The sequence below is a fragment of the Agromyces sp. NPDC058484 genome (assembly GCF_042720415.1).
Taxonomy (GTDB): Bacteria; Actinomycetota; Actinomycetes; order Actinomycetales; family Microbacteriaceae; genus Agromyces.
This window is the reverse complement of the sequence record NZ_JBHXMP010000005.1, coordinates 1-23,298: the sequence shown is the minus strand read 5'-3', so window position 1 is coordinate 23,298 and position 23,298 is coordinate 1. Positions and strand designations below refer to the sequence as shown.

At 67.1% G+C, this 23,298-nt stretch carries 24 protein-coding genes and 1 pseudogene; 8 read left to right on the top strand and 17 right to left on the bottom strand.

The features are described 5' to 3' along the window. Position 1 precedes the first annotated feature (1 nt). From ACFWN7_RS05665 to ACFWN7_RS05650, 4 genes are all read right to left on the bottom strand, one after another. Entirely contained in the window at positions 2-805 is an 804-nt protein-coding gene (locus ACFWN7_RS05665) for a carbohydrate ABC transporter permease (RefSeq protein ID WP_376937764.1), read from the bottom strand. Between the two features lie 100 nt (positions 806-905). After that, a complete protein-coding gene (locus ACFWN7_RS05660) occupies positions 906-1,790 on the bottom strand; it encodes a carbohydrate ABC transporter permease (RefSeq protein WP_376937763.1) in 885 nt (294 codons plus the stop codon). A 125-nt stretch (positions 1,791-1,915) separates the two neighbouring features. Then, a complete protein-coding gene (locus ACFWN7_RS05655) occupies positions 1,916-3,166 on the bottom strand; it encodes an extracellular solute-binding protein (RefSeq protein ID WP_376937762.1) in 1,251 nt (416 codons plus the stop codon). 78 nt (positions 3,167-3,244) lie between these two features. Beyond that, positions 3,245-4,669, bottom strand: coding sequence for a GH1 family beta-glucosidase (locus ACFWN7_RS05650; protein WP_376937761.1), 1,425 nt, complete (start codon positions 4,667-4,669; stop codon positions 3,245-3,247). 987 nt (positions 4,670-5,656) lie between these two features. On the opposite strand from ACFWN7_RS05650, the gene ACFWN7_RS05645 reads away from it, so the two are divergent. From ACFWN7_RS05645 to ACFWN7_RS05635, 3 genes are read left to right on the top strand one after another with little or no spacing between them, the layout of a single operon-like run. Further along, positions 5,657-6,082, top strand: coding sequence for a hypothetical protein (locus tag ACFWN7_RS05645; RefSeq protein ID WP_376937760.1), 426 nt, complete (start codon positions 5,657-5,659; stop codon positions 6,080-6,082). Next, complete coding sequence (locus tag ACFWN7_RS05640; protein WP_376937759.1) at positions 6,079-7,269, top strand: sensor histidine kinase; 1,191 nt, start codon at positions 6,079-6,081, stop codon at positions 7,267-7,269. The genes ACFWN7_RS05645 and ACFWN7_RS05640 overlap by 4 nt, the downstream gene beginning before the upstream one ends. After that, positions 7,266-7,931, top strand: coding sequence for a response regulator (locus ACFWN7_RS05635; protein ID WP_376937758.1), 666 nt, complete (start codon positions 7,266-7,268; stop codon positions 7,929-7,931). Before ACFWN7_RS05640 ends, ACFWN7_RS05635 begins: the two co-directional genes overlap by 4 nt. Before the next feature lie 112 nt (positions 7,932-8,043). Here ACFWN7_RS05635 and ACFWN7_RS05630 read toward each other — a convergent pair whose 3' ends face one another. Continuing rightward, positions 8,044-8,466 carry a DUF1269 domain-containing protein gene (locus ACFWN7_RS05630; protein WP_376937757.1) on the bottom strand — a complete coding sequence of 141 codons (423 nt, stop codon included), beginning with the start codon at positions 8,464-8,466 and terminating at the stop codon, positions 8,044-8,046. Between the two features lie 275 nt (positions 8,467-8,741). Beyond that, complete coding sequence (locus ACFWN7_RS05625) at positions 8,742-10,979, bottom strand: MMPL family transporter (RefSeq protein ID WP_376937756.1); 2,238 nt, start codon at positions 10,977-10,979, stop codon at positions 8,742-8,744. A 243-nt stretch (positions 10,980-11,222) separates the two neighbouring features. Here ACFWN7_RS05625 and ACFWN7_RS05620 point away from each other — a divergent pair, with 243 nt between their 5' ends. Together ACFWN7_RS05620 and ACFWN7_RS05615 are read left to right on the top strand one after the other, a co-directional pair. Then, complete coding sequence (locus tag ACFWN7_RS05620; protein WP_376937755.1) at positions 11,223-11,447, top strand: hypothetical protein; 225 nt, start codon at positions 11,223-11,225, stop codon at positions 11,445-11,447. A gap of 230 nt (positions 11,448-11,677) precedes the next feature. Beyond that, complete coding sequence (locus ACFWN7_RS05615) at positions 11,678-12,682, top strand: SDR family NAD(P)-dependent oxidoreductase (protein ID WP_376937754.1); 1,005 nt, start codon at positions 11,678-11,680, stop codon at positions 12,680-12,682. Positions 12,683-12,760: 78 nt separating this feature from the next. Here the strand turns inward: ACFWN7_RS05615 and ACFWN7_RS05610 are convergent, their stop codons facing one another. After that, on the bottom strand, positions 12,761-14,278 hold the full coding sequence (locus ACFWN7_RS05610; protein ID WP_376937753.1) for an MFS transporter: 1,518 nt from the start codon (positions 14,276-14,278) through the stop codon (positions 12,761-12,763). A gap of 153 nt (positions 14,279-14,431) precedes the next feature. On the opposite strand from ACFWN7_RS05610, the gene ACFWN7_RS05605 reads away from it, so the two are divergent. After that, positions 14,432-14,893, top strand: a complete 462-nt coding sequence (locus tag ACFWN7_RS05605; protein ID WP_376937752.1) for a MarR family winged helix-turn-helix transcriptional regulator — start codon at positions 14,432-14,434, stop codon at positions 14,891-14,893. 27 nt (positions 14,894-14,920) lie between these two features. Here ACFWN7_RS05605 and ACFWN7_RS05600 read toward each other — a convergent pair whose 3' ends face one another. Beyond that, a complete protein-coding gene (locus ACFWN7_RS05600; RefSeq protein ID WP_376937751.1) occupies positions 14,921-15,433 on the bottom strand; it encodes a hypothetical protein in 513 nt (170 codons plus the stop codon). A gap of 116 nt (positions 15,434-15,549) precedes the next feature. Further along, positions 15,550-16,035: a DUF1269 domain-containing protein gene (locus ACFWN7_RS05595; RefSeq protein ID WP_376937750.1), complete on the bottom strand. Its 486-nt coding sequence runs from the start codon at positions 16,033-16,035 to the stop codon at positions 15,550-15,552. 524 nt (positions 16,036-16,559) lie between these two features. Here ACFWN7_RS05595 and ACFWN7_RS05590 point away from each other — a divergent pair. Continuing rightward, positions 16,560-17,027 carry an SRPBCC domain-containing protein gene (locus ACFWN7_RS05590; RefSeq protein WP_376937749.1) on the top strand — a complete coding sequence of 156 codons (468 nt, stop codon included), beginning with the start codon at positions 16,560-16,562 and terminating at the stop codon, positions 17,025-17,027. Continuing rightward, positions 17,017-17,331 carry a CocE/NonD family hydrolase gene (locus ACFWN7_RS05585; protein ID WP_376937748.1) on the top strand — a complete coding sequence of 105 codons (315 nt, stop codon included), beginning with the start codon at positions 17,017-17,019 and terminating at the stop codon, positions 17,329-17,331. Before ACFWN7_RS05590 ends, ACFWN7_RS05585 begins: the two co-directional genes overlap by 11 nt. Positions 17,332-17,362: 31 nt before the next feature. Here the strand turns inward: ACFWN7_RS05585 and ACFWN7_RS05580 are convergent, their stop codons facing one another. The 8 genes and pseudogenes from ACFWN7_RS05580 to ACFWN7_RS05545 form a co-directional block, all read right to left on the bottom strand. Beyond that, positions 17,363-18,028, bottom strand: coding sequence for a DUF4143 domain-containing protein (locus tag ACFWN7_RS05580; protein ID WP_376937746.1), 666 nt, complete (start codon positions 18,026-18,028; stop codon positions 17,363-17,365). 39 nt (positions 18,029-18,067) lie between these two features. Then, positions 18,068-18,622: an ATP-binding protein gene (locus ACFWN7_RS05575; RefSeq protein WP_376937745.1), complete on the bottom strand. Its 555-nt coding sequence runs from the start codon at positions 18,620-18,622 to the stop codon at positions 18,068-18,070. A gap of 161 nt (positions 18,623-18,783) precedes the next feature. After that, positions 18,784-19,176 (bottom strand): annotated as a pseudogene (locus ACFWN7_RS05570) (sugar ABC transporter substrate-binding protein); the annotation flags it as partial. Between the two features lie 29 nt (positions 19,177-19,205). Then, positions 19,206-19,505 (bottom strand): hypothetical protein, encoded by a 300-nt coding sequence (locus ACFWN7_RS05565; RefSeq protein WP_376937744.1) that lies wholly within the window; start codon positions 19,503-19,505, stop codon positions 19,206-19,208. Next, positions 19,502-20,776, bottom strand: a complete 1,275-nt coding sequence (locus tag ACFWN7_RS05560; RefSeq protein ID WP_376937743.1) for a flavin-dependent oxidoreductase — start codon at positions 20,774-20,776, stop codon at positions 19,502-19,504. Before ACFWN7_RS05560 ends, ACFWN7_RS05565 begins: the two co-directional genes overlap by 4 nt. Before the next feature lie 111 nt (positions 20,777-20,887). Continuing rightward, positions 20,888-22,537, bottom strand: coding sequence for an amidohydrolase (locus tag ACFWN7_RS05555; RefSeq protein WP_376937742.1), 1,650 nt, complete (start codon positions 22,535-22,537; stop codon positions 20,888-20,890). A 17-nt stretch (positions 22,538-22,554) separates the two neighbouring features. Continuing rightward, a complete protein-coding gene (locus ACFWN7_RS05550) occupies positions 22,555-23,031 on the bottom strand; it encodes an ATP-binding cassette domain-containing protein (RefSeq protein ID WP_376937920.1) in 477 nt (158 codons plus the stop codon). A gap of 42 nt (positions 23,032-23,073) precedes the next feature. Further along, a partial coding sequence (locus tag ACFWN7_RS05545; protein WP_376937741.1) for a hypothetical protein occupies positions 23,074-23,298 on the bottom strand: 225 nt, incomplete at its 5' end.

The window sequence follows — 23,298 nt, the reverse complement described above, 5'->3', positions numbered from 1 at the left end:
GTCACTTGAGTCCGGAGAGGGCGAAGCCCTGAACGATGTAGCGCTGGAAGACGATGAAGACGATGAGGATAGGCACGACCATGACCGACGCGGCGGCCATCTGCAGGGATGGATTCACTGCGATCTGCTCGTTGAGCAGTGCCAGCCCGACGGAGAGGGTGTAGAGCTTCTGGTCGCTGGCGACGATCAGCGGGAAGAGGAAGCTGTTCCATCCGCCGATGAAGACGAGCACCGCTTGAACGGCGAGGATGGGTTTCGAGATCGGCAGCACGATGGTGAGGAAGATGCGGAACTCGCGCGCCCCGTCGAGTCGAGCCGCCTCCAGCAGCTCGGTCGGGATGGTCGACATGAACTGGCGGAACAGGAAGATGCCGAAGCCGCTGACGAGGGTCGGCAGTGCGATGCCGACGAGGGTGTTGGTCAGCTTCATCCCGTTGAGGATGAGGTACGTCGGGATCATCGTGACCTGGACGGGGATCATCATGGTCGAGAGAACCAGGAAGAAGAGCCCGCTCTTGCCGCGGAAGTCGAATTTGGCGAATGCGTAACCGGCCATCGCCATGAGCAGCAGCCCGACGCCGCCGATCAGCACCACGATGAGGGTGTTCGCGAGGTACCGCCCGAAGTCGAGTTCGGTGAACAGTCGGATGTAGTACTCGAAAGTCGGGTCTTGGGGAAGAAGCGTCGGCGGGTAGTCGATGGACTCGCTCTGCGGCTTCACCGAGGACAGCAGCATCCAGGGGAACGGGAATGCCGTGATGACCGCGCCGATCGCGAGTGCCGCCCCGATGAGAATCGTGAGCACGATACCGCGGCGCTTGCGTCGCGGAGGCGACAGTGACGGACGGAGTGGCATCGGCTGGGGCATCCGTCGTGGGGTCTCGGACGTCATGCGCGTCGGTGTCTCAGTACTCGACATCAGCTCTCCGGAAGCGCAGTTGGATGACCGTGACCACGGCGATCACAATGAAGAGAACGACGGAGCCGGCGCTGGCGTACCCGAACTGGTTGAGCTCGAAGCCCTCTTTGTACAGGAAGATCGGCATCGACGTGGTTGCGCCGAGCGGTCCGCCGCTGGTGAGGACGAACGGCTCGTCGAAGAACTGCAGCCAGAAGATCGCTGTGGTGACGGTGACGAAGAGGATGGCGAAGCGGAGCAACGGGATCACGACCGACCAGGTGGTGCGCCATGAGCTCGCCCCGTCGAGGGCCGCGGCTTCGCGATACTCCTTGGGAACGCCCTGGATCGCGGCAAGGAAGATGATGATGTTCAGGCCCGTCCCCCGCCAGATCGCGACGAAGGCGACCGAGAACTTGGCAAGAAGCGGGTCTGAGAGCCATCGCACGGGTGGCACCCCGACCAATGAGAGCAGCCAGTTGAATAAGCCGAACTGCGTGTTGTACAAGTACCCCCACACGAGTGCGATGGCGACGATGCCCGTGATGGCGGGGATGACGTAGAACGTGCGGAGCGCGCGGAAGAATCGGTTGTCGCTTCGGGTGAGCAGCAGTGCGACGGCAAGCGAGAGGATGACAACGGAGGGAACGCCGATGAGAGGAAAGAAGATGGTGTTGCCGAACGCCTGCCAGAAGTCGGGGTCGGCGAACAGCCGTTCGTAGTTCTCGGTGCCCGCGAAGCCGATATTGGCCCAGTTCGCGAGGCCCGAGATGTCCATGTCGGTGAAGCTGATGCCGAGGGCCACGACGAGCGGCAGGACGCCGAACGCGACCAGTAGCAGCATTGCGGGACCGACGAATGCAAAGGGAGTGGCCTTGGCGGCGATGCTCATGCGTCGCTCCTCTCTGTCGTGGGGTGTGGTGGCGATGGGACCGCGGATGGTGAGCGTTAGTGGGGGTTGTGGCGGTGGGATCGCACTCAGGGGAATCGCGCGATCCCACCGCCCGGCGGAATGGGTCAGTTGACCGAGATGCCCTCGGTCTTCGTGATGAGGGCCTGGATCGCGGCGTCACGATCCTCGCCGTTCAGCACGATGGAGTTGAGCGCGGTGAGCAGATCGGCGCCGACTCCGCCGTCCCAGTTCGGAACGAGTGGGAGGATGCGCGACTCCGCGAGCTGGTCGGCATACACCTGCACGAGCGGGTCGGCAAGCAGGGTCTCGTCGGCGAGCGCGTCGACGTTGGTCGGCAGTTCGCCGCTGACCTCGAACCACTCGAGTTGGGTCTCGGGCTCTGAGAGGTACTCGATGAGGACGAGCGACTGATCGACCTGGTCGCTGTTGTGCCAGACGCCGAGGTTCGACCCGGCGAACAGCGAGGTAGCCGAGTCGGAGCCGGCCGGTACCGGTGAGACGGCCCAGTTGCCTTCGAGCTCGGGCGCCGATTCGGCGATCGACTTGGCGAGGTAGGGTCCACTGATCAGCATCGGCGCGACACCCGAGATGAAGCCCTGTGCCTGGTCGAAGTCGGCGTTGGTGGGAACGCTGCCGTCGGCGTAGAGGCCGGTGTATGTGTCGACCGCCGCCTCGAACTCGGGGGTGTCGAAGTCGACGTTGCCGTCGGCATCGATGATGTCACCGCCGTTGGACCAGGTCATGACCACCGGCAGCGGGCTGTCCCACTGCGGAATGTAGTAGCCGAACTGCCCGTCGCCGCGAGCCGCGAGAGCCTTCGCGTCTGCCCGCACCTCGTCCCAGGTGGTGGGCGGAGCATCGATGCCGTTCTCGGCGAGGACGTCGGTGCGGGTGAACAGCACGCGGGTGTCGCCCACCCAGGGGATGCTGACGATCTCACCCCCGATCGCCGAGGCCTCGCCCCCGATCGCGTCGGGGAAGTTCTCGGCCGCGAGAGCCGGGCGATCCGCAATGTGGTCGTCGAGGGCAAGCAGCGCGCCGGCGTCGGCGAAGGTGCGGAGCTTCGAGAGCCCGATCTGCAGCACATCGGGGCCGGAGCCCGATGCGACCGCAGTCGTCAGACGCTCGTCGACGCCGTCCCAGGGAACGGCCACGACTTCGACCTCGGTTCCGGTCTCTTCAGACCAGGGGGCGACGAGTTGCTCGAAGTTCGTGCCCGAGTCGCCCATGATCCAGACCGTCAGCGGACCGTCTGCTTCGGCGTCGCCGCCGGATCCGCCGGAGGTGCAGCCGGCCAGGGCGCCGATTGCGGCGACCGCGGTGATTGCGGTCGCGATCCTTGTGATGCTCTTCATTGAGGTGCCTCTCTGTGCGGTGGGGTGCGATGGGGTGGGGTGTGCAGGTCGCGCTGCGGGGTGCTCGGGCCGGGTGCGTCAGCCTGCCTGGCCGACGAGTTCGAGGAGCGCATTGCGCTGGGCATTCAGGCGCTGGTACCAGAGGGCGCTGAGTTTCGGGGTGCGACGTTGGGTGGCGTAGTCGACGTGCACGACACCGAAACGTTTGCTGTACCCCTCGGCCCACTCGAAATTGTCGAGGAAGGACCAGGCGTAGTAGCCGCGGATGTCGGCGCCGTCGCGGACGGCGTCGATGAGCGCGGCGAGGTATCCGCGCAGGTACTCGACCCGATCGAGGTCGACGACATCGCCCTCGGGGTCGGCATAGTCGTCGAAGCTCGCGCCGTTCTCGGTCACGTAGACGGGGAGGTCGGTGAACTCCCGACTGACCCGACTGAGCACGACCCGAAGCGAGTCGGGGATCACCGACCAGCCGAATGACGTGGTCGCCGGCGTCGCGGGTTGCTCTCGCGCGGCCAGCGGACCGCCGATCGGGTCATAGCTGACGAGGATCCGCTGGTAGTGGTTGATGCCCGCGAAGTCGGTGGGCGCCGCGATCTTCGCGAGGTCGCCGTCGCGGATCACTCGCGCGAGCGCGCTACCGAGGGTGTCGCGAACCGACGCCGAGTAGTCGCCGAGATAGACCGGGTCGAGGAAGACGCGATTGCTCGCGGCATCGACCCGCACGACGGCGCCGCGATCGGCCTCGGTGTCGTTCATCGGGCGCAGTTCGGTCACGATGTTCGCGATGCCGACGCGAGCGTTCGGAGCCGTGAGGCGGATGCCCGCCACGGCGAGACCATGGGCCAGGTTGAGGTGGTGTGCCGCGGCGACGGCGGCATCGAAGTCGCGTCGACCGGGGGCGTGTGCACCGGTGTGGTACCCGAGGAATGCGGAGCACCACGGTTCGTTGAGCGTGATCCAGTCGTCGACGAGGTCGCCGAGCGCGGCGACCGTGCGCGTCGCATAGTCGGCGAAGCGTTCTGCGGTGCTGCGTTCGGGCCATCCGCCACGGTCTTCGAGCGGCTGCGGGAGATCCCAATGGTAGAGCGTGACGAGAGGTCGGATGCCTCGTTCTCTCATGCCGGTGAGCAGGTCACGGTAGAAGGCGACCGCCTCTGGGTTCAGCTCACCGGATCCGATCGGCTGCAGCCGGCTCCATGAGACCGACAGCCGGTAGTGCCGCACCTCGAGGGAGGCGAGCAGGTCGAGGTCCGACTCCCAGCGATGGTAGTGGTCGCAGGCCACATCGCCGTTGTCGTCGTTGCGGGTCAGGCCGGGGGTGTGCGCGAACGTGTCCCAAATGCTCGGCCCCCGTCCGCCCTCCGAGACGCCACCCTCGATCTGGTACGCGGCAGTCGAGAGGCCGAGGCGGAAGTCGCCGGGAAGCAGAGTGAGCAGCTCGTGCGAGAGCGACGGCTGTGCTTCGAGGCGGGCGACCTGCCGCGGCGACGGATTCGACATTGAAACGTGCTCCTGATCGTGAGTCCCGGATCGGGTTTATCTTGATCTTATTCTAAAACGTACTTTTATCGCTGGCAAGTAGTCGGCCGAGATTTCTTCACCGACCGACCACCTGCCGCAGCCACCAGGCCATCCTCGTCGCTGGGAGCGAGGGCGAAGCTACTGACGTAGCCGGTCGCCTGCGTGCCGACCTGAACCAGAGAGCCGGCGACCAGTTCCCAGAGGCTGTATGCCGGGTCACCGATGCTAGGTGCGGGCGACGGCTGCGGGAGACGGACGGCGGGACTGGGCATGTGATGCTCCTTGGTACGAAGGGTGATCGAGGTTGCTCTCAGCCTTTCCGGGCTCGGCTCCGATGGCGTCGTGCAACGGGACGAATCGCGCTCGTCCAAACGCAGTACGGATCCGTGTCACGACCGGCCGCCGTCGTGCCTGCTACTTCAATCGCAGTACCGCGGTCGATCCGTCCGGACGATTCCCTTGCAGCACGAACCCGGGAGAGTGGAACCACATCCCGTTGACGGGCGGTACGAAAGGAAACACTCGATGTCCAAGGGCAGGAAGATCGCGATCGGATTCACTGTGGCGAGCGCTATCGCCGCTGTCGGCACAGTAATCGGAATCCGCAAGGCCTCGCGAGCCGGGGCGTGACCGAGCAGGCGGCGCCGGCCGAGCAATCGGCCGGCGCCCCTGCGCTTCGGGCACGGGCGGCACGCGCTCTGCGCGACCCTGCTGGCGCGCCTTCCCCGCCTGTATTTCTTCGCCGGTGTCTCGATCGTCAGTGGAACATTTCTGCTCATCGCGAAGCTCGGCCTGTTCATCGCCGCTCCCGACTGGTTTCTGCTGGCGAACATCGTGTTCGCAACCGGTGCGGTCGCGACCAAGTTCGCCCTCCTCAGTCGGCGATCCGCGATCCTCCGCCTCGAGCCACCCCTCACACGAAACGCCGAGCAGCGTTGCTACCGGCGAACGGGCGCCACCATCGTCGTGCTGAGCGTGCTGTATCTGCTCACCTTGACGCCGGCACTTCTCGGAACCGACACCTTTCTCGGCCAGGACCTCTGGGCGGGCATCACCATCGCCGCTGTCGCCTTCAGCGAGCTGATCCTCTCGCTGGTCGCCACCATCGCCGGCCGGCACGACACCGAACCCCTCGCATCGGCCGTGCGCCGCATGAACCTCGCCTCCGCGCTCGTGCTGATTTCCCTCGCACAGGCGGCGCTCGTCTCGGCCCGCCAGCCCGAAAGCGTACTGACCAGTACCCTTGCTGCCGCGGGATTCGGGGTGGCCGCGGCGGTCGTCGGAGCGGAGATGCTCTGGCGAACCAGGCAAACCCGCCCCACCCGGCCAACCGCGCATCCTCACGGGATGCCGTGGACGTTCGAGCGCCGATGCCGGATGATGAGTCGATGAGTTCCGAGACCCCGTCACCCGCGTCTGCGGATGTCGCGTGGCCGAAGCAGTCCTGGTTCCTGCGCGGCCCGCTGCTGTCGACAGTGATGGTGATCATTAGCATCGGCGCGCTGGTCACGGAGTTCTCGGTGATGGCCCTCGGCGGTGAGACCGCCATCGGTTTCGTCGGGCTCCTGCTCTCGGCGCTCGGCCTGCTGGTCATCTTCCGCGCACGATGGGTCGGACTCGCACTGATGACAGTGGGAGCGGGCGTCAACATGCTCTTCGCCTCGGAGTACATCGGCATCTGGACGGTCACCGTCTTCGGAATGTTCCTGTTCGCCCGGCAGGGCCGCCACGTGCTGCCGACGGCGACGGCGGTCGCCGCTTTCCTCTACTTCGTGCTCTCCGCCCGTGAAGACGGCCAGGTCGACTCCCCCATCGCGCTGATCGCCGCGACCTCGTGTCTTGCCGCTGCGGCCGCGGGCAGCGTCGTGCGCCTGCAGACCGAATCCTGGGACGCGGCACGACACCGCGCCGCCGACCTCGCCGCCGCTCAGGCCGTCGAACTGCGGCAAGCCGTCAACGACGAGCGACTGCGGATCGCGCGAGACCTGCACGACGTGGTCGGGCACGAACTGGCCGTGGTGAACATCAACGTCGGGGTCGCCGAAGTCTCCCTCCCCAGCGAGGCCGACGATGCGCGGCGCGCACTCCAGTCAGCACGCGAGGGACTGCAGCGCACGCTGCACGAAACGCAGCAGATCCTCGACCTGCTGCGCGCGACCGACGCCGAATCCGATCAACGAACCGAACTCCCACGAGTCGAGCACATCCCTTCCCTGGTGGATCGCGTCAATACCACCGGCGTGCAGGTCGAGGCGAGCATCGAGGACGACCTGCCCGCGCTCGACGCGGATGTCTCGGCGGCCGCCTACCGCATCGTTCAAGAGGCGCTGACCAACGCGGAGCGACACGGCGTCGCCCCCGTGCGCCTGACCATCGGCTCGACCGGTGCGAGCCTCGTCATCGATGTCGTCAACCAGGTCGCCGCCGCTGCCGCGACCGAATCCAGCGCTCGCGCCGGCTACGGGCTCGTGGGAATGCGTGAGAGGACTCAGTCCGCGGGCGGAACCATCGAGATCGCCCGCACCGAGCATGAGTTCGGTGTGCACGTGGAACTACCGACGAAAGCGAGCGAGCGATGATCCGAGTGCTGATCGTGGACGACCAGGAGATGATTCGCGCCGGGCTGCGCACCATCATCTCCTCCAGCCCCGAGATCGAGGTCGTCGCCGACGTCGGCGACGCCTTCGCCGCACTGGAACTGCTCGAGACGACCTCGGTCGACGTGGTGCTCATGGACATCCGGATGCCGGGCATCGACGGGGTCGAAGCCACCGCGCGCATCCGCCGCGACCACACGGCCGAACAGGTACGGGTGATCATCCTCACGACGTTCGAACACGACGAGAACGTCGTCGCCGCGCTCAGCGCCGGCGCCAACGGATTCCTCGGCAAAGGAGTCGGACCCGCCGAGCTGATCGCGGGGATCAGCGACGTCATGAGCGGCGGCGGCGCCCTCTCGGCCGCCGCCGCCGCGACGGCGATCAGCCGCGTCGCCGAAACTCCCGTCCATCGGGTGGATGAGCACCTGGCACGCCGGTTCGAAGCGCTCACACCGCGGGAACACGACGTCGTCGTCGCGATCACCCGAGGACTGTCGAATGATGACATCGCCGGCGAGATGTTCGTCTCCCCCTTCACCGTCAAGACGCACGCCAATCGCGCCATGTCCAAAGTCGGCGCCCGCGACCGAGCCCAGCTCGTGGCGTTCGCCTATCAGGCCGGCATCGTCGCCGATCGCTGAGCACGCGCCGATCGGCGATTGAGACGGTGCGGTATCTTCGCACGGAGCGTCGAAGACCCGGCCAACGCTCGGCCGGGTCTTCTCGTGCGCGCGGGGTAGGCGCCTCGCAACATCAGCTGGTTGCCTCGTGTACGAAGACGGGCTCCGGTGCGTCATCGAACAGCGCAGCGACGCTCGCGTCGACGTGTTCAGTGACCACTTGACGGGCAGACAGCGCTTCGAGAAGCTTCGCCGCCGTCGGAGCGGCGTCGGTGGTGATCTCGAAGATGACCGCCGACTCGTTCTGCTTCAGCGATTCGCCGAGGCGCTTCAACTGCGCGTCCTTGAAGCCCATGTCGCGCAGCTTGCTGGCCAGGGCGCCGATGCCGCCGCCGGCGAGGACGCCGAGCGGGCCTCCGATGAGGCCGATGGCGCCGCCGAGGAGGGCGCCGCGGCCGGGACCCCAGTCCTTCGGCTCGACGAAGTGCGGGGTTCCGTCTGCCTTCACGTGGATGACGGCGGTGTTGGCGACCTTGTCGCCGTATGCTCCGAGCACCGACGTGGCCGCGCGGGTCGCGCCGTCGCTGGTCGCGAACGAGGCGGCGAGGATCTGTCGTGTGGTCGATACGTCATGATGGGTTCTCCTCCTTTTCCCTCCGAGAGACCTTCCCGGCTGGATACATCCATCGTGTCTCGCTGCGGCGATTCGGCTCGTCGTCCCGCTGAACCGATCCGACTCATCCATTCACAGCAGGCGGCATCCGCCCCACCAAGCGCCACGACGGGGCCGCTGCGTGGTTGGCAGCGGCCCCGTCGGTGCGGGTGGCGGCGTCAGCCGATCAGTGCCGGCTGACTCCGCGTCTCAGGCGCCCCTGGCGACGCGGGCGTCGCGGTCGAGTCGGGCGTCTTGACGTCGAGCGAGTGGCCTTCGACGTCGACGTCAGGCAGGATGCGGTCGAGCCATTTCGGGATCCACCACGCGGACTTGCCGAGCACCGAGAGCACCGCGGGCATCAGCACGAGGCGCACGATGAACGCGTCGGCGGCGACGCCGGCCATCAGGCCGAAGGCGATGGATGCCCCCACCGCGAAGTCACTCGTGGCGAACCCGGCGAACACGACGATCATGATCGTCGCGGCAGCGACCAACACGGGGCCCGAGCGGGCGAATCCTTCACGGATCGCCTGCTTCGGCGACATCCCCTTCCGATGCATCTCCTGGATTCTCGAGACGAGGAATACCTGGTAGTCCATGGCGAGGCCGAACAACACTCCGACGAGCAGCAGCGGCAGCAGGCTCATCATCGGATCTCCCTGCGGGGCTGCGATCAGCGGGTCGAGCCAGCCCCACTGGAACACGGCGACGCTGGCGCCGAAGGATGCACCGACCGAGAGCAGGAATCCGATCGTGGCGACCACCGGGATCAGCAGGGACCGGAACAGCAGGATCATCAGGAGAATCGAGATCACCACGATCACGATGACGTACTTGATCAGCGCCTGCATCAGCTGTTCGTCCTGATCGATGCCGATCGCCGTTTCACCGGTGACTTCGAGGTGCACGCCGGAAGCGGCATCCGCATCGTCTCTGATCTCATGAACGAGGTCCTTCGTCGCGTCGTCGATCGGGCCCGCCTCGGGCACCACGATGATGCGTGCGACGTCGCCGTCCATGCTGACCTCGGCGGGCATCACCTGCTGGGCGCCGTCGAGCGTCGCCAGGTCGCCTTCGATCGTCGCCGTCTCGGCGGCGATGCCCTCGCCCTCGGCGAGAACGATGAGCGGGCTCTGCACGCCGCCGAACTCGTCGAGTACCAGGTTGTACGCGGCGCGCTCGGTCGACGAAGGGTCGGCGCCGCCGGGCACATTGAATGCGGTCTTCATGCTCAGCATCGGCAGCGCGGCGACGACGAGGATCAGAACGCCGGCGAACAGGGAGACGATGGGGCGGTTCACGACGAAGCTTCCCCAGCCGCGCATGATTCCGCGCTTCTGCTTCTGACCCTCGGTCCACAGCTCACCGCGTTCGAGCGCCATACGCTGCTTCTTCGAGAGCACGCGGTAGCCGAGGAACCGCATGAGGGCGGGAAGCAACGTCAACGCGAGGAGCACGGAGACGAGCACGGCGAACGCGGCCGCGATACCCATTTCGGTGACGAAGCTCAGATTCGCCACCAGCAGCGCGACGAGCGCGACGATGACCGTGAGCCCGGCGAAGACCACCGCGGTGCCGGCTGTCCCAGTAGCACGGGCGACCGCGTCATTCACGGTCCTTCCGCTTCGGAGCTCGTTCTTGAAGCGGGAGAGGATGAACAGGCTGTAGTCGATGCCGACGGCGAGACCGAGCATCGAAGCCAGGATGATGCTGTTGTCATCGATCGGCACGAGCGAGCCGTAGGCGAGGATGCCCATCAGGCCGACGCCGACGCCGAGCACGGCGATGAGGAGGTTCGCGCCCGCGGCGAGCAGGGATCCGAACGTGAGTGCGAGCACGATGAAGGCGATGATCACGCCGATGCCTTCACCTGGCCCGGGTGCGGGCGCGCCGAGGGGCGCGAGGTTGCCGCCCAGTTCGACTCCGAGCGCGGGTGGTGCGTTCTCCTGAACGTTGAGCGCGGCGTCGTAGAACTCCTTCTGCTCGTCTTCGGTGAGCTCACCGTATGACAGCGTCGCGACTGCGAGCGTCAGATCTTCGGAGACGTACGGATGTGCCGGATCGAGCGGGTTGCTCGTCGACTGTACGCCGGGAAGATCTGCTGCTTCGCTGACCACCCTCGTGATCTCTGTCGTGATGCCCGGATCGGTGACGTCACCGCTCTCGGGGTGGAAGACCAGTTGCAGGGTGGCGCCGTCGGCATCGGCCGCGGCCGGGAACTCGTCGTTCATGCGCTCGAGCGCGAGCGACGCCCCCGTTTCGGGGATCGATGTTTCCGCCTTTGCGGATGACCCGGAGCTGCTGCCGGCGGCGAACACCGCGATGAGGGCGGCGAAGATCACCAGCCACGCGACGATCACCACCCATCGGAATCGGGCGCTGAAGCGCCCGACGTATGACAAGAACGTAGACATGTGGGTTCCCTCGTTGAGTGAGTTCGAAAGAAGTTCGAGTTCAAGGATTCCCCGGACCGGCATGCAGCGAACCGTGCGATCGGACCATCGTGCCTACTGTGTTTGCAGTAGTTCGGTGTTCGCAGTAGCCGCGGAGCGATCTACTGCAAACGGATGAGACGGGACGACCCGTTCGGACGATTCTGGTACGCCGTCACCGACGGATGCTGGAACCAATTACCCACTCCGAGCGAAAGGCACACCATGACCCGCAACCGAAAGACCTTCAGAGTCGTCACCGCACCAGTCCAGTGGACACTGCAGGCCGTGTTCGTGGCGATGACCGTGGGCGGCACCGTGCTTCACGTCCTCGGCATGCTGGCCGCCGCCGGTTCCCAGCGCCTGAGCAGTTCACGCATGCCCTCAGAATCGCAGACTGACGCCATCACCATCCTCGAGCCTCACCCCCGCGGTTTGGTCGCCGCATGAGCATCGACCGGAGAACACGCATCGCGGCCAGGACACCCCGAGACGATGTCCGTCGCATCGACCCGGCCCCCGTCGCCCTCCCACCGACCGAGCAGATCGACATGACGCCACTGATCGCGGACATGCCGAGACGCGAGAGGACGATCAGCACTCGCAGCTGACGTTCCCCAGGTACATCGACCACAACCACAGAACAGTCCGACCCCCGGACGAACAAGGAAAGGCAACTCATGACCACCCTCACTGCGAACTCCACCATCGGCGACTGGCTCGACAGCCAGAACGGCGGCCCGCTCATCCAGGGGCTGCTCGCTCAGGCCGGCGTACCGGTCGAGACGCTCGCCCCCGTACGCGGCCTCCCCTTGCAGCAGCTCGTCGCTCTCAGTCAGGGGAAGCTCTCGCAGAGCGTCATCGATGGGCTGGTGCTGCAGGCGAACGACGGCGTCGCTCCGGAGGAAGACGAAGGCGGCGCCTGGCAGGAGCAGGTAACGCCGGCCCGGTTCGCCGGGAAGACGGTGATCGTCACCGGCGCGGCCTCGGGAATCGGCCGTGCGACCGCCTCGCGCATCGCCCGCGAGGGCGGGCGGGTCGTGGCCGTCGATGTGTCGGCCGCCCGCCTGGACGATCTCGCGTCCTCGCTCCCCGACGCCGACGTCGTCGTCGTCGAAGCAGACATCACGAAACAGGAGTCGGTCGACGCGATCATCGCGGCGGCGGGATCGCGCGTCGACGCGCTTGCGAACATCGCCGGCATCAACGACGACTTCTCGCCGCTGCATGAGACCTCCGACGCTATGTGGGATCGCGTGATGGGCGTGAACCTCACCGGCACGTTCAAGCTCACCCGAGCCGCGCTTCCCGTCATGCTCGAAACCGGGCGGGGCTCGATCGTGAACGTCGCGAGCGAAGCGGCGCTGCGAGGCAACGCGTCGGGCAACGCCTACACGACGTCCAAGCACGCGGTCGTCGGCCTCACCAGGTCGGCTGCGTTCATGTACGGCCCGCAGGGCGTCCGGGTCAATGCCGTCGCGCCAGGCGGCGTCGCCACGGGCATCCCGTTCCCTCCGAACGTGTCTGCGGCGGGCTCGGCCCGGCTCAAGCCGTTCCAGGGTCAGATCCCCACCGTCGCCACCGCCGAGCAGCTCGCCGCGTCGATCACGTTCCTGCTGTCGGATGACGGCGTGAACCTCAACGGCGCCGTGCTCGCATCCGACGGCGGATGGTCGGTGCAGTAGAGGCGGGACATGACAGAGGGCCAGGTGCCGATGCGGCACCCCGCCCCTCTGCCTGTCACCGACTCTGTCTGGTGCCCTTCAGGCCCGGGAGTCTGCGCCGGCGCCCACGGCAGCGCCGACGAGCCGGTCCCCCTGCTCGGGTTCAGAGGCAGCGCCCACGAACCGATCGGGTTGCGCGGGTTCTTCACCCGAGGTCGGCAGCTCGGACTTCACGGCCGGGATGAGTGCCGCGACGGCCGCGGCCACGAGCGAGACGCCCGCTCCGATCACGAGCACCGTGCGGAACCCGGCCTCCGAGGGAACCTGCACAGAACCCATGGTCGTCGTCATCTGGGCGAGCACGACGCCGACGATCGCCGCGCCGATGGTCGTTCCCAGCGAACGCATGAGGGTATTGAAGCCGTTCGCCGCGGCGGTTTCGCTGCGCGGCACCGAGCTCATGATGAGCGCGGGCATCGCGCCGTATGCCAATGCGACGCCGCTGTTCACGACGATGCCGGTCGCGAGCAGACCCCACGTGCTGCCCATTCCCAGCAGCGCGACGCCATACCCGGTCGCGATGAGGACGACACCCAGGGTGAGGGTGAACTTCGGGCCGCGTGCATTCGACAGGCGCCCGCCGACGGGCGAGAGCAGCAGCATCATGAGCCCCGCCGGGGCCATCCAGAGCCCTGCTGCGAGCACCGACTGGCCCAGCCCGTACCCGGTCTGCGCCGGCATCTGCAGCACCTGCGGCATGACGAGCATGCTCGCGTACATCCCGAACCCGACGAAGATCGACGCCGCATTGGTGAGCAGCACTCGAGGACGCACTGCCGTGCGCAGATCGATGAGCGGATGCTTCTCACGCGTCTCCCAGACACCCCAGAGCACGAACGCTACGACGGCGAGGGAGATCAGGCCGAGCGTGAGGCCGGACGTCCACCCCCACTCCGACCCCTTCGAGATCGCGAGGATGAACGACACCAGTCCGACGGCCAGGCCGACCGCACCGACCCCGTCGAAGCGCTGGCCCGACGCGCCGGCCGGCAGGGCGGGGATGACCTTCCAGATGGCCGCTGCCGCGAGCACCGTCACCCCCGCGCCGCCCCAGAACAGCGTGCGCCAATCGGCGAACTCGATGACCCCAGAAGCCAACGGCATGCCGATCGCACCGCCGACTCCCAGCGTCGCACTCACGGTCGCGATGGCCGACGACAGCTTGGCACGCGCCACGGCGTCGCGCAGCAGGGCGATCCCCAACGGGGCCATGCCCATGCCGAGGCCCTGCAGGGCGCGGCCGGCGATCATGATCTCGACGTTGGGCGCGATGGCGCAGACGACGCCGCCCGCGATGAGCGGCACCGTCGAGATCAGAATCATCCGTCGCTTGCCGAACAGGTCGCCGAGCCTGCCCGCGATCGGCACGGCGACTGCCGCGGCGAGCAGGGTCGCAGTGACGATCCACGCGGCGTTCGCGGGCGAGGTCTCGAAGATGGCAGGCAACTGCGGGATGAGCGGGGTGATCATCGTCTGCGTGACGGATGCGGCGATCCCCGCGAAGGCGAGCGTCGCGACGAGGAGCCCAGAACGAGCGGCGGGCACGGGTGCGGACATCTGGTCCCTTCAGCTCAAATGTGTGTAGTGCACGTTATATGTACTCTACATATGTACTCTACATATGTGCTTTGCATATGCACTATACATGCACGAGATAGGATCAAGTTGATCGAGCGCGGCGAACTGCCGGGCATCTGAGAAGGAGGCGACATGGATCGGCGGATCGCAGACATCGAGTACGAGCAGATGCTGCTGAGCCGCCACGCTGTCGCTCAGCACCGCCCCGACCGCATCGATCGAAGCGTCTACCTGCTGCTCAGCCGGCTGCACCTGCAAGGCCCGATGTCGATCGGAGAGCTGAGCGACGCCTTCCGGCTCGACGCCTCCACCCTGCAGCGACAGACGAGCTCGGCGATGCGCGCCGGCCTGGTCGAACGCATCCCCGACCCTGATGGCGGCATCGCCCGCAAGTTCGCCGTCACGACTGAAGGCCAAGCGCGTCTCGATGCGGCTCGGGAACGTTCCATCCGCACGCTCGACCGCATTCTCGCCGAGTGGTCGCTCGATGACGTGAACCGCTTCGCCGACCTCCTGCACCGTTTCAACCTCGACATCGAGAGCTACAGCGACGCCGCCACATCCCGCCCCCGAGAACCACGCCCGATCGCGTGATCAGGCGCGCGGAGTGCGTGGGCGCTGTCAGTGCGCGAGCAGCAACTCCGCCCCCGCGAGCAGGACTCCGAGCAGGGCCAGCACGACGCCCGCGGTCTGCGTGCGCCATGAACTCGACTCGCCGCGCAATCGCCCGATGATCGCTCCGAGAAAGAGGAACCGGGCGATCACCGAGGCGATGGCGAGAATGAACCCCGCCGTGAACGGAACCGCACCCGCGGCAGCCATCCAGAGTACGAGAACCGGGAAGATCCCCGAACTGACGATCGGCAGGCTGTCTCGCCCCGAATGCACGATGCTCGATCGATCGGGCCGCCGCCCTGATCTCACCCGGTTGGCGTACGCCTCCGCCACGACATGTGCGGCGAACGTGACGAGCACGGTGCAGGCCAGAAGCAGCACGCCGTCTGCGAGGTGCTCCGAATCGCGTCCAACAACGACCACGGTCGCGAGCACCGCGATGTTGCCGAGGATGTAGGCCTGCGTGCGAGCAGCCGCGTCCTCGACCGCCAGGCGGAGATGGAGGAGTCGTTGCCACACCGATCGATCGACCGTCGACTCATCGCCCTCCGGCGCAGATCGATCGCCGCTCATGAATGACGGCGCAGCGCTCGCTTCGACTCGAGGAGCACGAGCGCCACGCCTTCGCATGACAGTCATGGTTCTGGCACGAACAGTTTCGATAGGTCCGCCGTCATCGGCACGACGACGATGCTCGTCGTGCCCAGCGACCTCAGCAGCTCGGTCGCGGCCATGGTCACGGATGCATCGATCTCGACGACGAGGGCGGAGCGCCCGGGGTTCAGCGAGGATCCGAGCTGGCGGAGCTGGTCGTTGCGGAACCCGGTGTCGCGCAGACGGGTCGCGAGTGCGCCGATGCCGCTGCCGGCGAGCACACCCAACGGACCGCCGATGAGGCCGATGATTCCACCAACCAGTGCGCCTCGGCCCATACCCCAGTCGCTCGATTCGATGAACTTCGGGGTGCCGTCGGGCCTGACCGTCAGCACTGCGGCGTTCTCGATCTTCTCGAAGTACGCTCCCGCCAGCGAGGCCGCCGCGCGCGAGGCACCGTCGGGCGTCGCGAACGCCACAGCGACTATCTCGCGCTGTGCCGTGCCGTTGCGTGTCTGGGTGGTCATGATCTCTCCCCTTCTCTCGTGAGGTGGTATCCGTTCCACCTGTTGAAACCACCCTCCCGCGAGCGGTGCGACCGCGCATCGTCTCGACGAAGCGGGTCATGTACTCCAATCGAAGCGAACGGTGACCTCGCTACAGGGCCGCGTGACCGCCCTCGGCGATGCGGTCGCCGAGGACACGATGTCACCCGGTTCGATCAGCAGTTGACGAATTGCGACCCCCGACTCCGTTTGCTCATGCCGGTCGATTTCTCGGTGGTTGACGTCGCGAAATCCTTCTTCATGCGATACTCTTCGGCTTCTCCGTGATGGGTGGAACGGATGCCGCGGCTAGGCGCCCAGGGCAGCACATCCGCCCTGCGGATGGTCCTCGATCCTGAGGCTGGCGCCCTCGATGCTGCTTCACCTGTCGCTGAAGGAGTCGACCTCCTCCTCGGCGGAGTCCTCTCGGAACCCGATCCGACGAATCCACTGCAAGGGTAAGCGTGCGCTCTACAATCGGCCTCAAGCAGGGAACGGGGAATCACATGTCCACCACTGCGCCCGATGGAGTCGCCTCGACGAGCCGGACCACGTTCAGTCGCTCCACCCGCATCGCCCGGCACATCGATGCCGACGCCGCCACGGTGTGGCGACTGCTGACCACTGCAGCAGGGTGGCCGAGGTGGAACTCGACGGTCGTCTCGCTGGATGGCCAGATCGCTCCCGGCTCGAGGATCAAGCTCGTCTCGACCCTCGCCCCGAGCCGTACGTTTCGCTTGAAGGTCAAGGAGTTCGAGCCGAACGCGCGCCTGACGTTCGGCGATGCGATGTCCACTCACACGTACTCGCTCAGCGGCGACGCCGGCGGCACGCGAGTGGAGGTCGTCGAGCGCATCGGCGGTCCGCTCTACCCGTTCGTCGCCCGGATGATCCCGCCGTTCGACGAGAACTTCGAGCAGTTCACGGCGGACCTGAAGAGGGCAGCGGAAGCCGCGGCGTCCTATGGCCGCTGACGAGATCAGGGTCGCAGTCCGAGTGGCGACAGCGGCATGCTCCTCATTCTTTCGGGACGATCAGAGCCTCCATCAAATCAGGGGCGAGACAGGATGTTCCCGCCGCTGCGTGACGGGGGTGACGCTCTCTGCAGACGTCTATCGACCGGACGGCGCGGATGGCCCGATGCCGACCATCCTGATCTGCACGCCTTATGGCAAACGCGGCGGCTACTGGAACGCGAACTGCAGCGTCATGCGCACCGGTATCGACGCGAGCGACCTCTCCGGCCTGAAAGTGTTCGAGGCAGTCGACCCGGGCTAGTGGACGGCACACGGGTACGCCGTGGCCGTCGTCATGGGCCGAGTGCTGTGATGGGTACCACGTGGACCCCGTCAGCACGTTTGCCTGCGCCGCCGGTGGCCGTGATCACGACCAGTGCGGAAGGTGCACCGTGCCGTCGCGTGTCGATCTCCGCGGCGAAGTCGATGAGCCGCCGGGCCGCTTCATCGATGACGCGCTCGTTGCCGGTGAGTTTCACCTCGAATGCCGCCCAGGAGTTCGGGGTCTCCACGATCGCGTCGACCTCCTTTCGCCCGCGCACCTCACGCCAGGTCGAGAGCGTCCCGCCCAACGGCTGCGCATAGATACGAAGATCGCGCACGGCAAGGGCCTCGAAGTGGAACCCGGCCGCATTCAGATCGGCGAGGAGATCCGTCGACCCGACTCCGAGTGCTGCGGTGCCCAGCGACGGGTCGACGAAGTATCGTGTCGGCGCCTCGCGAAGCTGGGTCCGAGTCCGCATGTGCGGGCGCCACGACGGCGAGTCGTCGGTCAGCTTCAGCCGATCAAGAGCGTCGAGGTATGCGTGCACCGTCTCATCCGCGGGACGTTGTCCTTGGCCGCCGATATCCGCGGCGAGCTCGGTCAGCTTGATCGGCTGGCCGACATTGCGACCCAGGGATGCGAGCGCCCGGCGGAGCCGTTCCGGGGCACGCCGAGTCGTGCCGAGGCTGGGCACGTCGACCTCGACGATCTGGCTCAGGTAGTCGGCAAGCCATCAGCGTGCCGACCGTTCGTCTTCGCCGAGGAGGGCAGGCCATCCGCCGATCACGATCCGCTCCAGGAGCTCCGGGACGGATACCTCGGTACGCTTCGCGCGCTGCTCCTCGCCCGCCATGAGCGCCGCCAATGAAACCTCACCGGTCGAGTGACCGGACTCGCTGAGGCTCATCGGCCGCATCCGAAGGGTGCCGATCCGACCGGCACCCGAGTGCAGCTCTCGCGCATCGGTCGGCGTGGCCGATCCGGTGAGGATGTAGAGACCGCGCTGCCGCAAGTCGTCGACGTGACGACGGACCTGATCCCAGATCTCCGGCACCCGCTGCCACTCGTCGAAGAGCACCGGTGCTTCCTGATCGAAGAGCGACTCCGGGTTCAACCCGACGAGCGCCCTCGCGCCGGCGTCCGTGTCGAGTCTGACAACGCTCCTGGCAAGACGTGACGCGGTCTCGGTCTTGCCGCACCCCTTCGGACCGTCGATGAGCACGGCACCGATCGAGCGAAGCCGGTCGGCGAGCTCGTTGTCGGCGATGCGGGGGTAGTAGTCGGGCATGCTGGAAGTCTACGCTTTTGACAACTCGAAATCGGCCTTATTTCCTTGTTCAGATCGGGTTTTTTGACACCCACTGAATGGAACTTCTGACACCTCCACCCGGTCCTCCAGGTTTGACCAGCTCATCCGCGGTTCCCGTCGCCGGCCACCCGAGCCCGCACGGCATGGTCGCCGGCTGATGCCACCCCGCTCGTTCGCGGGTTCTTGGACAGCAGTGTCTCGGCGGCGGTGCGGCCGCCATCTTCTGCACCGTGGGATGCCTCGTTGCCGACGATCTCGTAGTTGCCGCCGCTGTAGTTGCCAGTGGGTTTCTCGTCGCCTTTCACCGCAGGGTCGGCGAGGTCGATGCCGAGTCCGTCGAGGAATCCCTGGTTGCGGTTGACGTCGACCGAGACGACCTTGTCGTCGAACAGGTCGACGAGTGCGATGGTGGCCCTCTGCCCGCCGAGCTTCGCGGCGGTCCACTCGCCGATCTCCTGCCCGGCGAGGAAGTTGTCGGTGGCGAACGTGATGTCGACCGAATCGGGGTCGGCTGGCGGGGTGTCGAGCGCGATCGCCGGATCCCGCGGGCCCTAATCGCACGTCACGCGAAGACTGTGGTCGCCGTGTCGACGCGTTGGTTCGCGATCGGGGCGGGCAGAGCGGCCATGGCCGCCACCCGTTCGGGCGAACCGAGGTAGTCGCGCTCGGCCGACGCGAATGCCTCTGGCCCGCCCGGCACGGATACGACCCAGAGGAACTCACCCGTCGCCGGGATGGCGTAGGCGAACTCGATCTCGAAGCCCGCCGCGCGCCGTGCCGGGACGAGGTGCTCGCGCCACCAGGCGACGAACGCCTCGAGCCGGTCGGCCCCGACCTCGTACCGGCGCAACTGTACGGTCATCGGCCTGCGCGGTCCGCCGCCGGTCGCGCACTGAGGCTCGGCCGATCATTCAGCAGAGACGGATCGAAGCCCGCGGCCTGTTTGTATTCGGCCGCGATGCGCTGCCGTTCGGCGAGCGGCACGACCTGCTCGATGTCGTCGAAGCCGTGCGGGGCGCGTTCGTAGGCGAGCTGCATCACCCGCTCGGGCCCGAGCGATCGGTTGCTGAGCGTGAGCGCTGCCGTGACCGGCCGCCGGGCGTTCTCATAGGCGGTGAGCGCAGTCGGCACATCGCCCGCGGTGGCCAGTTCGTGCGCGATCGTGCGGGCGTCGAGGATCGCCTGCGAGGCGCCGTTCGACCCGATCGGGTACATGGCGTGCGCGGCGTCGCCGAGCAGGGTCTGCGTGCCCCAGGTCCAGCGGTCGACCGGGTCGCGGTCGACCATGGGGTATTCGAGCACCTGGTCGGATGCCGCGATGAGGGCGGGCACGTCGAGCCAGTCGAAGCGCCAGTCGGCGAACATGTCGATCACCCGCGACGGGTCCACGGACCGGTTCCAGTCCGAGACGCCCGAGTCGCCGTCGCCTGCGCGGTACTCGGCGATGAAGTTGATGCGCGCGAGTCCGTCCGGCCCGGGGGTCTCGAGCGGGTACGCGACGAACTTCTGCATCCCGTCGCCGGCCATGATCATCGTGCGGCCGTCGAGGTACGCCGGCGCGATCGCGGTGCCGCGCCAGAGGATCAGGCGGTTCCAGACCGGGGCTCCCTCGTATGGGTACCGCTGCTTCCGCAGTGCGCTATGGATGCCGTCCGCCGCGACGACGACGTCGCCGGTCAGCACCTGGTCGGCGCCCGCTGCGTCGCGCACCGTCACGGACGTGGCATCCGTTCGCGCGTCGCACGACACCGCGGCGAGGCCGAGGAGCACCCGGTCGGCACCGAGCCGATCGCGCGCCGCGTCGAGCAGCAGCATCTGCAGTTCCCCGCGGTGCACCGAGTACTGCGGCCAGTGATAGCCGGCGGCGAGGCCTCGCGGCTCTGACCAGATCTCCTGGCCGAACCGGTTCGTGTAGGTCAGCCGGCTCGTGGCCATGCCGATGCCGGCAAGCTCTTCACCGAGACCGAGTTCGGTGAGCTCGCGGACCGCGTGCGGCAGCAGGTTGATGCCGACACCGAGGGGTCGCAGCTCGGGCACCTGCTCGATGATCGAGATGTCGCGGATTCCGGCGTCGTGGAGCGAGAGGGCGGTGGCGAGCCCGCCGATGCCGGCGCCGACGATGAGGACCTTCATGGTGATGAACTCCCGTTGTCGTTATGTGTGTGGGTTTGCAGCGAGATGTTGCGTGTCTGAGCGGTCGAGGCGCTGCGCGGCGCGATCATTCGACTGGTGAAGACGGCGAGGTCAGTTCGCGTGCACGACCGCCCCGCCGACCACGGTCACCGCGGTCTTCAGCGAAGCGATCTCATGAGCCGGCAGTTCGAACGGGTCACCGGTCGCCACGGCGAGATCGGCCCGTTCACCGACCCGGACCCGGCCCGATCGGCCGAGCACGAGTCCGCTCGATCCGCTCGTGTAGGCGCCGAGCGCCTGCTCGAGGGTGAGGGCCTGGTGCTCCGCGTCGAGGTTCGGTGGCTCGGCCCCGTCGGGGAGGGAAGGCACGGGAGCACCGGGAGGGGGCGGCGCCCACCGGTTCACGACCACGTGGATCGCCAGCCACGGGTCGGCCGGTGACACCGGCCAGTCGGAGCCCATGGCGAGGTCTGCGCCGCCCTCGGCGATGGTGCGGAACGGGTAGCCCCGAAGCATCCGTTCTTCGCCGATCTGGTCGATGACGAACGGGTCGGGTGCGGCCCACAGGCCTTGGATGTTCGCGGTGATCCCGAGCGGCCCGAATCGGCGGGCGTCCTCGTGCTGCACCATGGAGAGGTGTGCGATGTGGTGGCGCGGGCCCGAGCCGTTCGCCGATCGTGCGGCTTCGATCGCATCGAGCGCCACGCGGATGCCGCGATCGCCCATGACGTGCACGTGCAGTGCGAAGCCGGCTGCGTCGAGCGCGGCGACGAATTCCCGGATCGTCGGCTCATCGAAGTGCAGCTCACCGGCGAAACCGTCGCCGTGGTTGCAGTACGGCTCGAGGAGCGCCGCCGTCTCGCCGTGCGGCACGCCGTCGATCATCGCCTTCGCGGTCGTCGTGACCATGCCGGCCGCGGCGTTCCGTTCGCGCAGCGCGATGAAGCGGTCGACGAGCGCGGGCACGTCCTGTTCGCGCAGGCCCGGTGCGATCCAGAGCGCGCCCGATGTCTCGCTCTTCAGGGTTCCCTCGCCGATGGCGCGGAGATAGGCCGGCGTGCAGTCGGCCTTGCCGTTGTATTCGCCGAGGATCGCTTCGTGCCACCCGGTGACGCCGATCGACCAGAGGTACTCCTGCGCGTTCAGCAGGCCGGCGTAGATCTCGTCCTCGGTCGCCGGCGGGATGATCCGTCCGACCAGTTCCGCTGCGGTCTCGTTGAGGTATCCGCTGGGGTCGCCGTGTTCGTCGAGGTGGATGCGTCCGTTGTGCGGCTGAGGCGTGTTGCGATCCACGCCGGCGAGTTCGAGCGCCTTGGAGTTCACCCAGAGCGTGTGATGGCCCGCGTCGCTGAGGGCGACGGGGCGGTCGGGGACGATCGCGTCGAGCTGCTGTCGCGTCGGCATCGGGAAGAGTTCGTGGCTCCATCCCCCGCCCGTGAGCCATTCGGCGTCGCTGCGCTCGGCACCGGCGCGGATCAGTTCGAGCGTCTCCTCGACGCTGGATGCCGGCGTGAGGTCGATGCTCAACCGTTCGACGCCGGCGAAGGCCGCGTGCGTGTGCGCGTCGACGAAGCCGGGGTGGATGACTCCGCCTGCGGCGTCGATCACTCGCGTTCCCTCGCCGCGCATCTCGAGGACCCGTGCGTCGGATCCGACCCGGGCGATGCGACCCGCGGTGACGGCGACCGCGGTGCTCGGGGTGCGCACGCGGCCGTCGAACACTCGGCCGTTGACGATGAGGAGATCTGCGGGTTCGGACATATGGGTGGGCTCTCCGTTCATTCGGGGATCATGGCGCTGCTGCGGGTGACCGTCGGCAGCGACCGCGTGCGGCCGAGCCGACGGCGGGGCTTCCAACCCTCTCGCGGAATCGAGTCGAGCAGCAGGCGGGTGTATTCCGCGGTCGGTGCATCGAGGATCTTCGCGGCGGTGCCGCGCTCCTCGATGCGCCCGTGCCGCATCACCACCACCTGGTCGCACAGCCGTCGGATGACCGTGAGGTCATGCGTGATCATCAGCAGCGCGACCCCCGTCTGCCGGCGGATGGTATCGAGGAGGGAGAGGATCTCGACCCGGGTCGTGACGTCGAGCGCCGAAACGGCCTCGTCGAGCACCAGCAGGGCCGGGTCGGCGGCAAGCGCTCGTGCGATCGCCACCCGTTGGCGCTGGCCGCCCGACAGGGCGCGCGGTCGACTGCCGGCCAGGCTCTCATCGAGGCGGACCTGCGACATGAGCTCGCGGACGCGGTCGTCGATGGCAGACGACGGATGCCGCGGCCGGTGGCGGCGGGTACGCCGTCACGGGCGGTCTGGCTCGCGCTCGCCGTCTCGTCGGGGGTAACCGTCCAGCAGTTTCCGGATCACGCGCCAGTCGTCGTCGGTGTCGGTCCAGTTCGTCTCGGGCTCGCGCAGGCGTTTCACCCGGATCCCGTCGAGCAGCAGTCGGAGCACCCGCGCGACCTCGTCGCCGTTCTCGAACTCGCGCTCGATCTGCGGTCGGATGCGTTCGAAGGTGCGCTCGTT

Coding starts and splice junctions, on each gene's coding strand:
- ACFWN7_RS05660 (WP_376937763.1), bottom strand. CDS start 1,790: ATGAGCATCGCCGCCAAGGCCACTCCCTTTGCATTCGTCGGTCCCGCA.
- ACFWN7_RS05655 (WP_376937762.1), bottom strand. CDS start 3,166: ATGAAGAGCATCACAAGGATCGCGACCGCAATCACCGCGGTCGCCGCA.
- ACFWN7_RS05650 (WP_376937761.1), bottom strand. CDS start 4,669: ATGTCGAATCCGTCGCCGCGGCAGGTCGCCCGCCTCGAAGCACAGCCG.
- ACFWN7_RS05640 (WP_376937759.1), top strand. CDS start 6,079: ATGAGTTCCGAGACCCCGTCACCCGCGTCTGCGGATGTCGCGTGGCCG.
- ACFWN7_RS05635 (WP_376937758.1), top strand. CDS start 7,266: ATGATCCGAGTGCTGATCGTGGACGACCAGGAGATGATTCGCGCCGGG.
- ACFWN7_RS05625 (WP_376937756.1), bottom strand. CDS start 10,979: ATGTCTACGTTCTTGTCATACGTCGGGCGCTTCAGCGCCCGATTCCGA.
- ACFWN7_RS05620 (WP_376937755.1), top strand. CDS start 11,223: ATGACCCGCAACCGAAAGACCTTCAGAGTCGTCACCGCACCAGTCCAG.
- ACFWN7_RS05615 (WP_376937754.1), top strand. CDS start 11,678: ATGACCACCCTCACTGCGAACTCCACCATCGGCGACTGGCTCGACAGC.
- ACFWN7_RS05610 (WP_376937753.1), bottom strand. CDS start 14,278: ATGTCCGCACCCGTGCCCGCCGCTCGTTCTGGGCTCCTCGTCGCGACG.
- ACFWN7_RS05605 (WP_376937752.1), top strand. CDS start 14,432: ATGGATCGGCGGATCGCAGACATCGAGTACGAGCAGATGCTGCTGAGC.
- ACFWN7_RS05595 (WP_376937750.1), bottom strand. CDS start 16,035: ATGACCACCCAGACACGCAACGGCACGGCACAGCGCGAGATAGTCGCT.
- ACFWN7_RS05590 (WP_376937749.1), top strand. CDS start 16,560: ATGTCCACCACTGCGCCCGATGGAGTCGCCTCGACGAGCCGGACCACG.
- ACFWN7_RS05585 (WP_376937748.1), top strand. CDS start 17,017: ATGGCCGCTGACGAGATCAGGGTCGCAGTCCGAGTGGCGACAGCGGCA.
- ACFWN7_RS05575 (WP_376937745.1), bottom strand. CDS start 18,622: ATGCCCGACTACTACCCCCGCATCGCCGACAACGAGCTCGCCGACCGG.
- ACFWN7_RS05565 (WP_376937744.1), bottom strand. CDS start 19,505: ATGACCGTACAGTTGCGCCGGTACGAGGTCGGGGCCGACCGGCTCGAG.
- ACFWN7_RS05560 (WP_376937743.1), bottom strand. CDS start 20,776: ATGAAGGTCCTCATCGTCGGCGCCGGCATCGGCGGGCTCGCCACCGCC.
- ACFWN7_RS05555 (WP_376937742.1), bottom strand. CDS start 22,537: ATGTCCGAACCCGCAGATCTCCTCATCGTCAACGGCCGAGTGTTCGAC.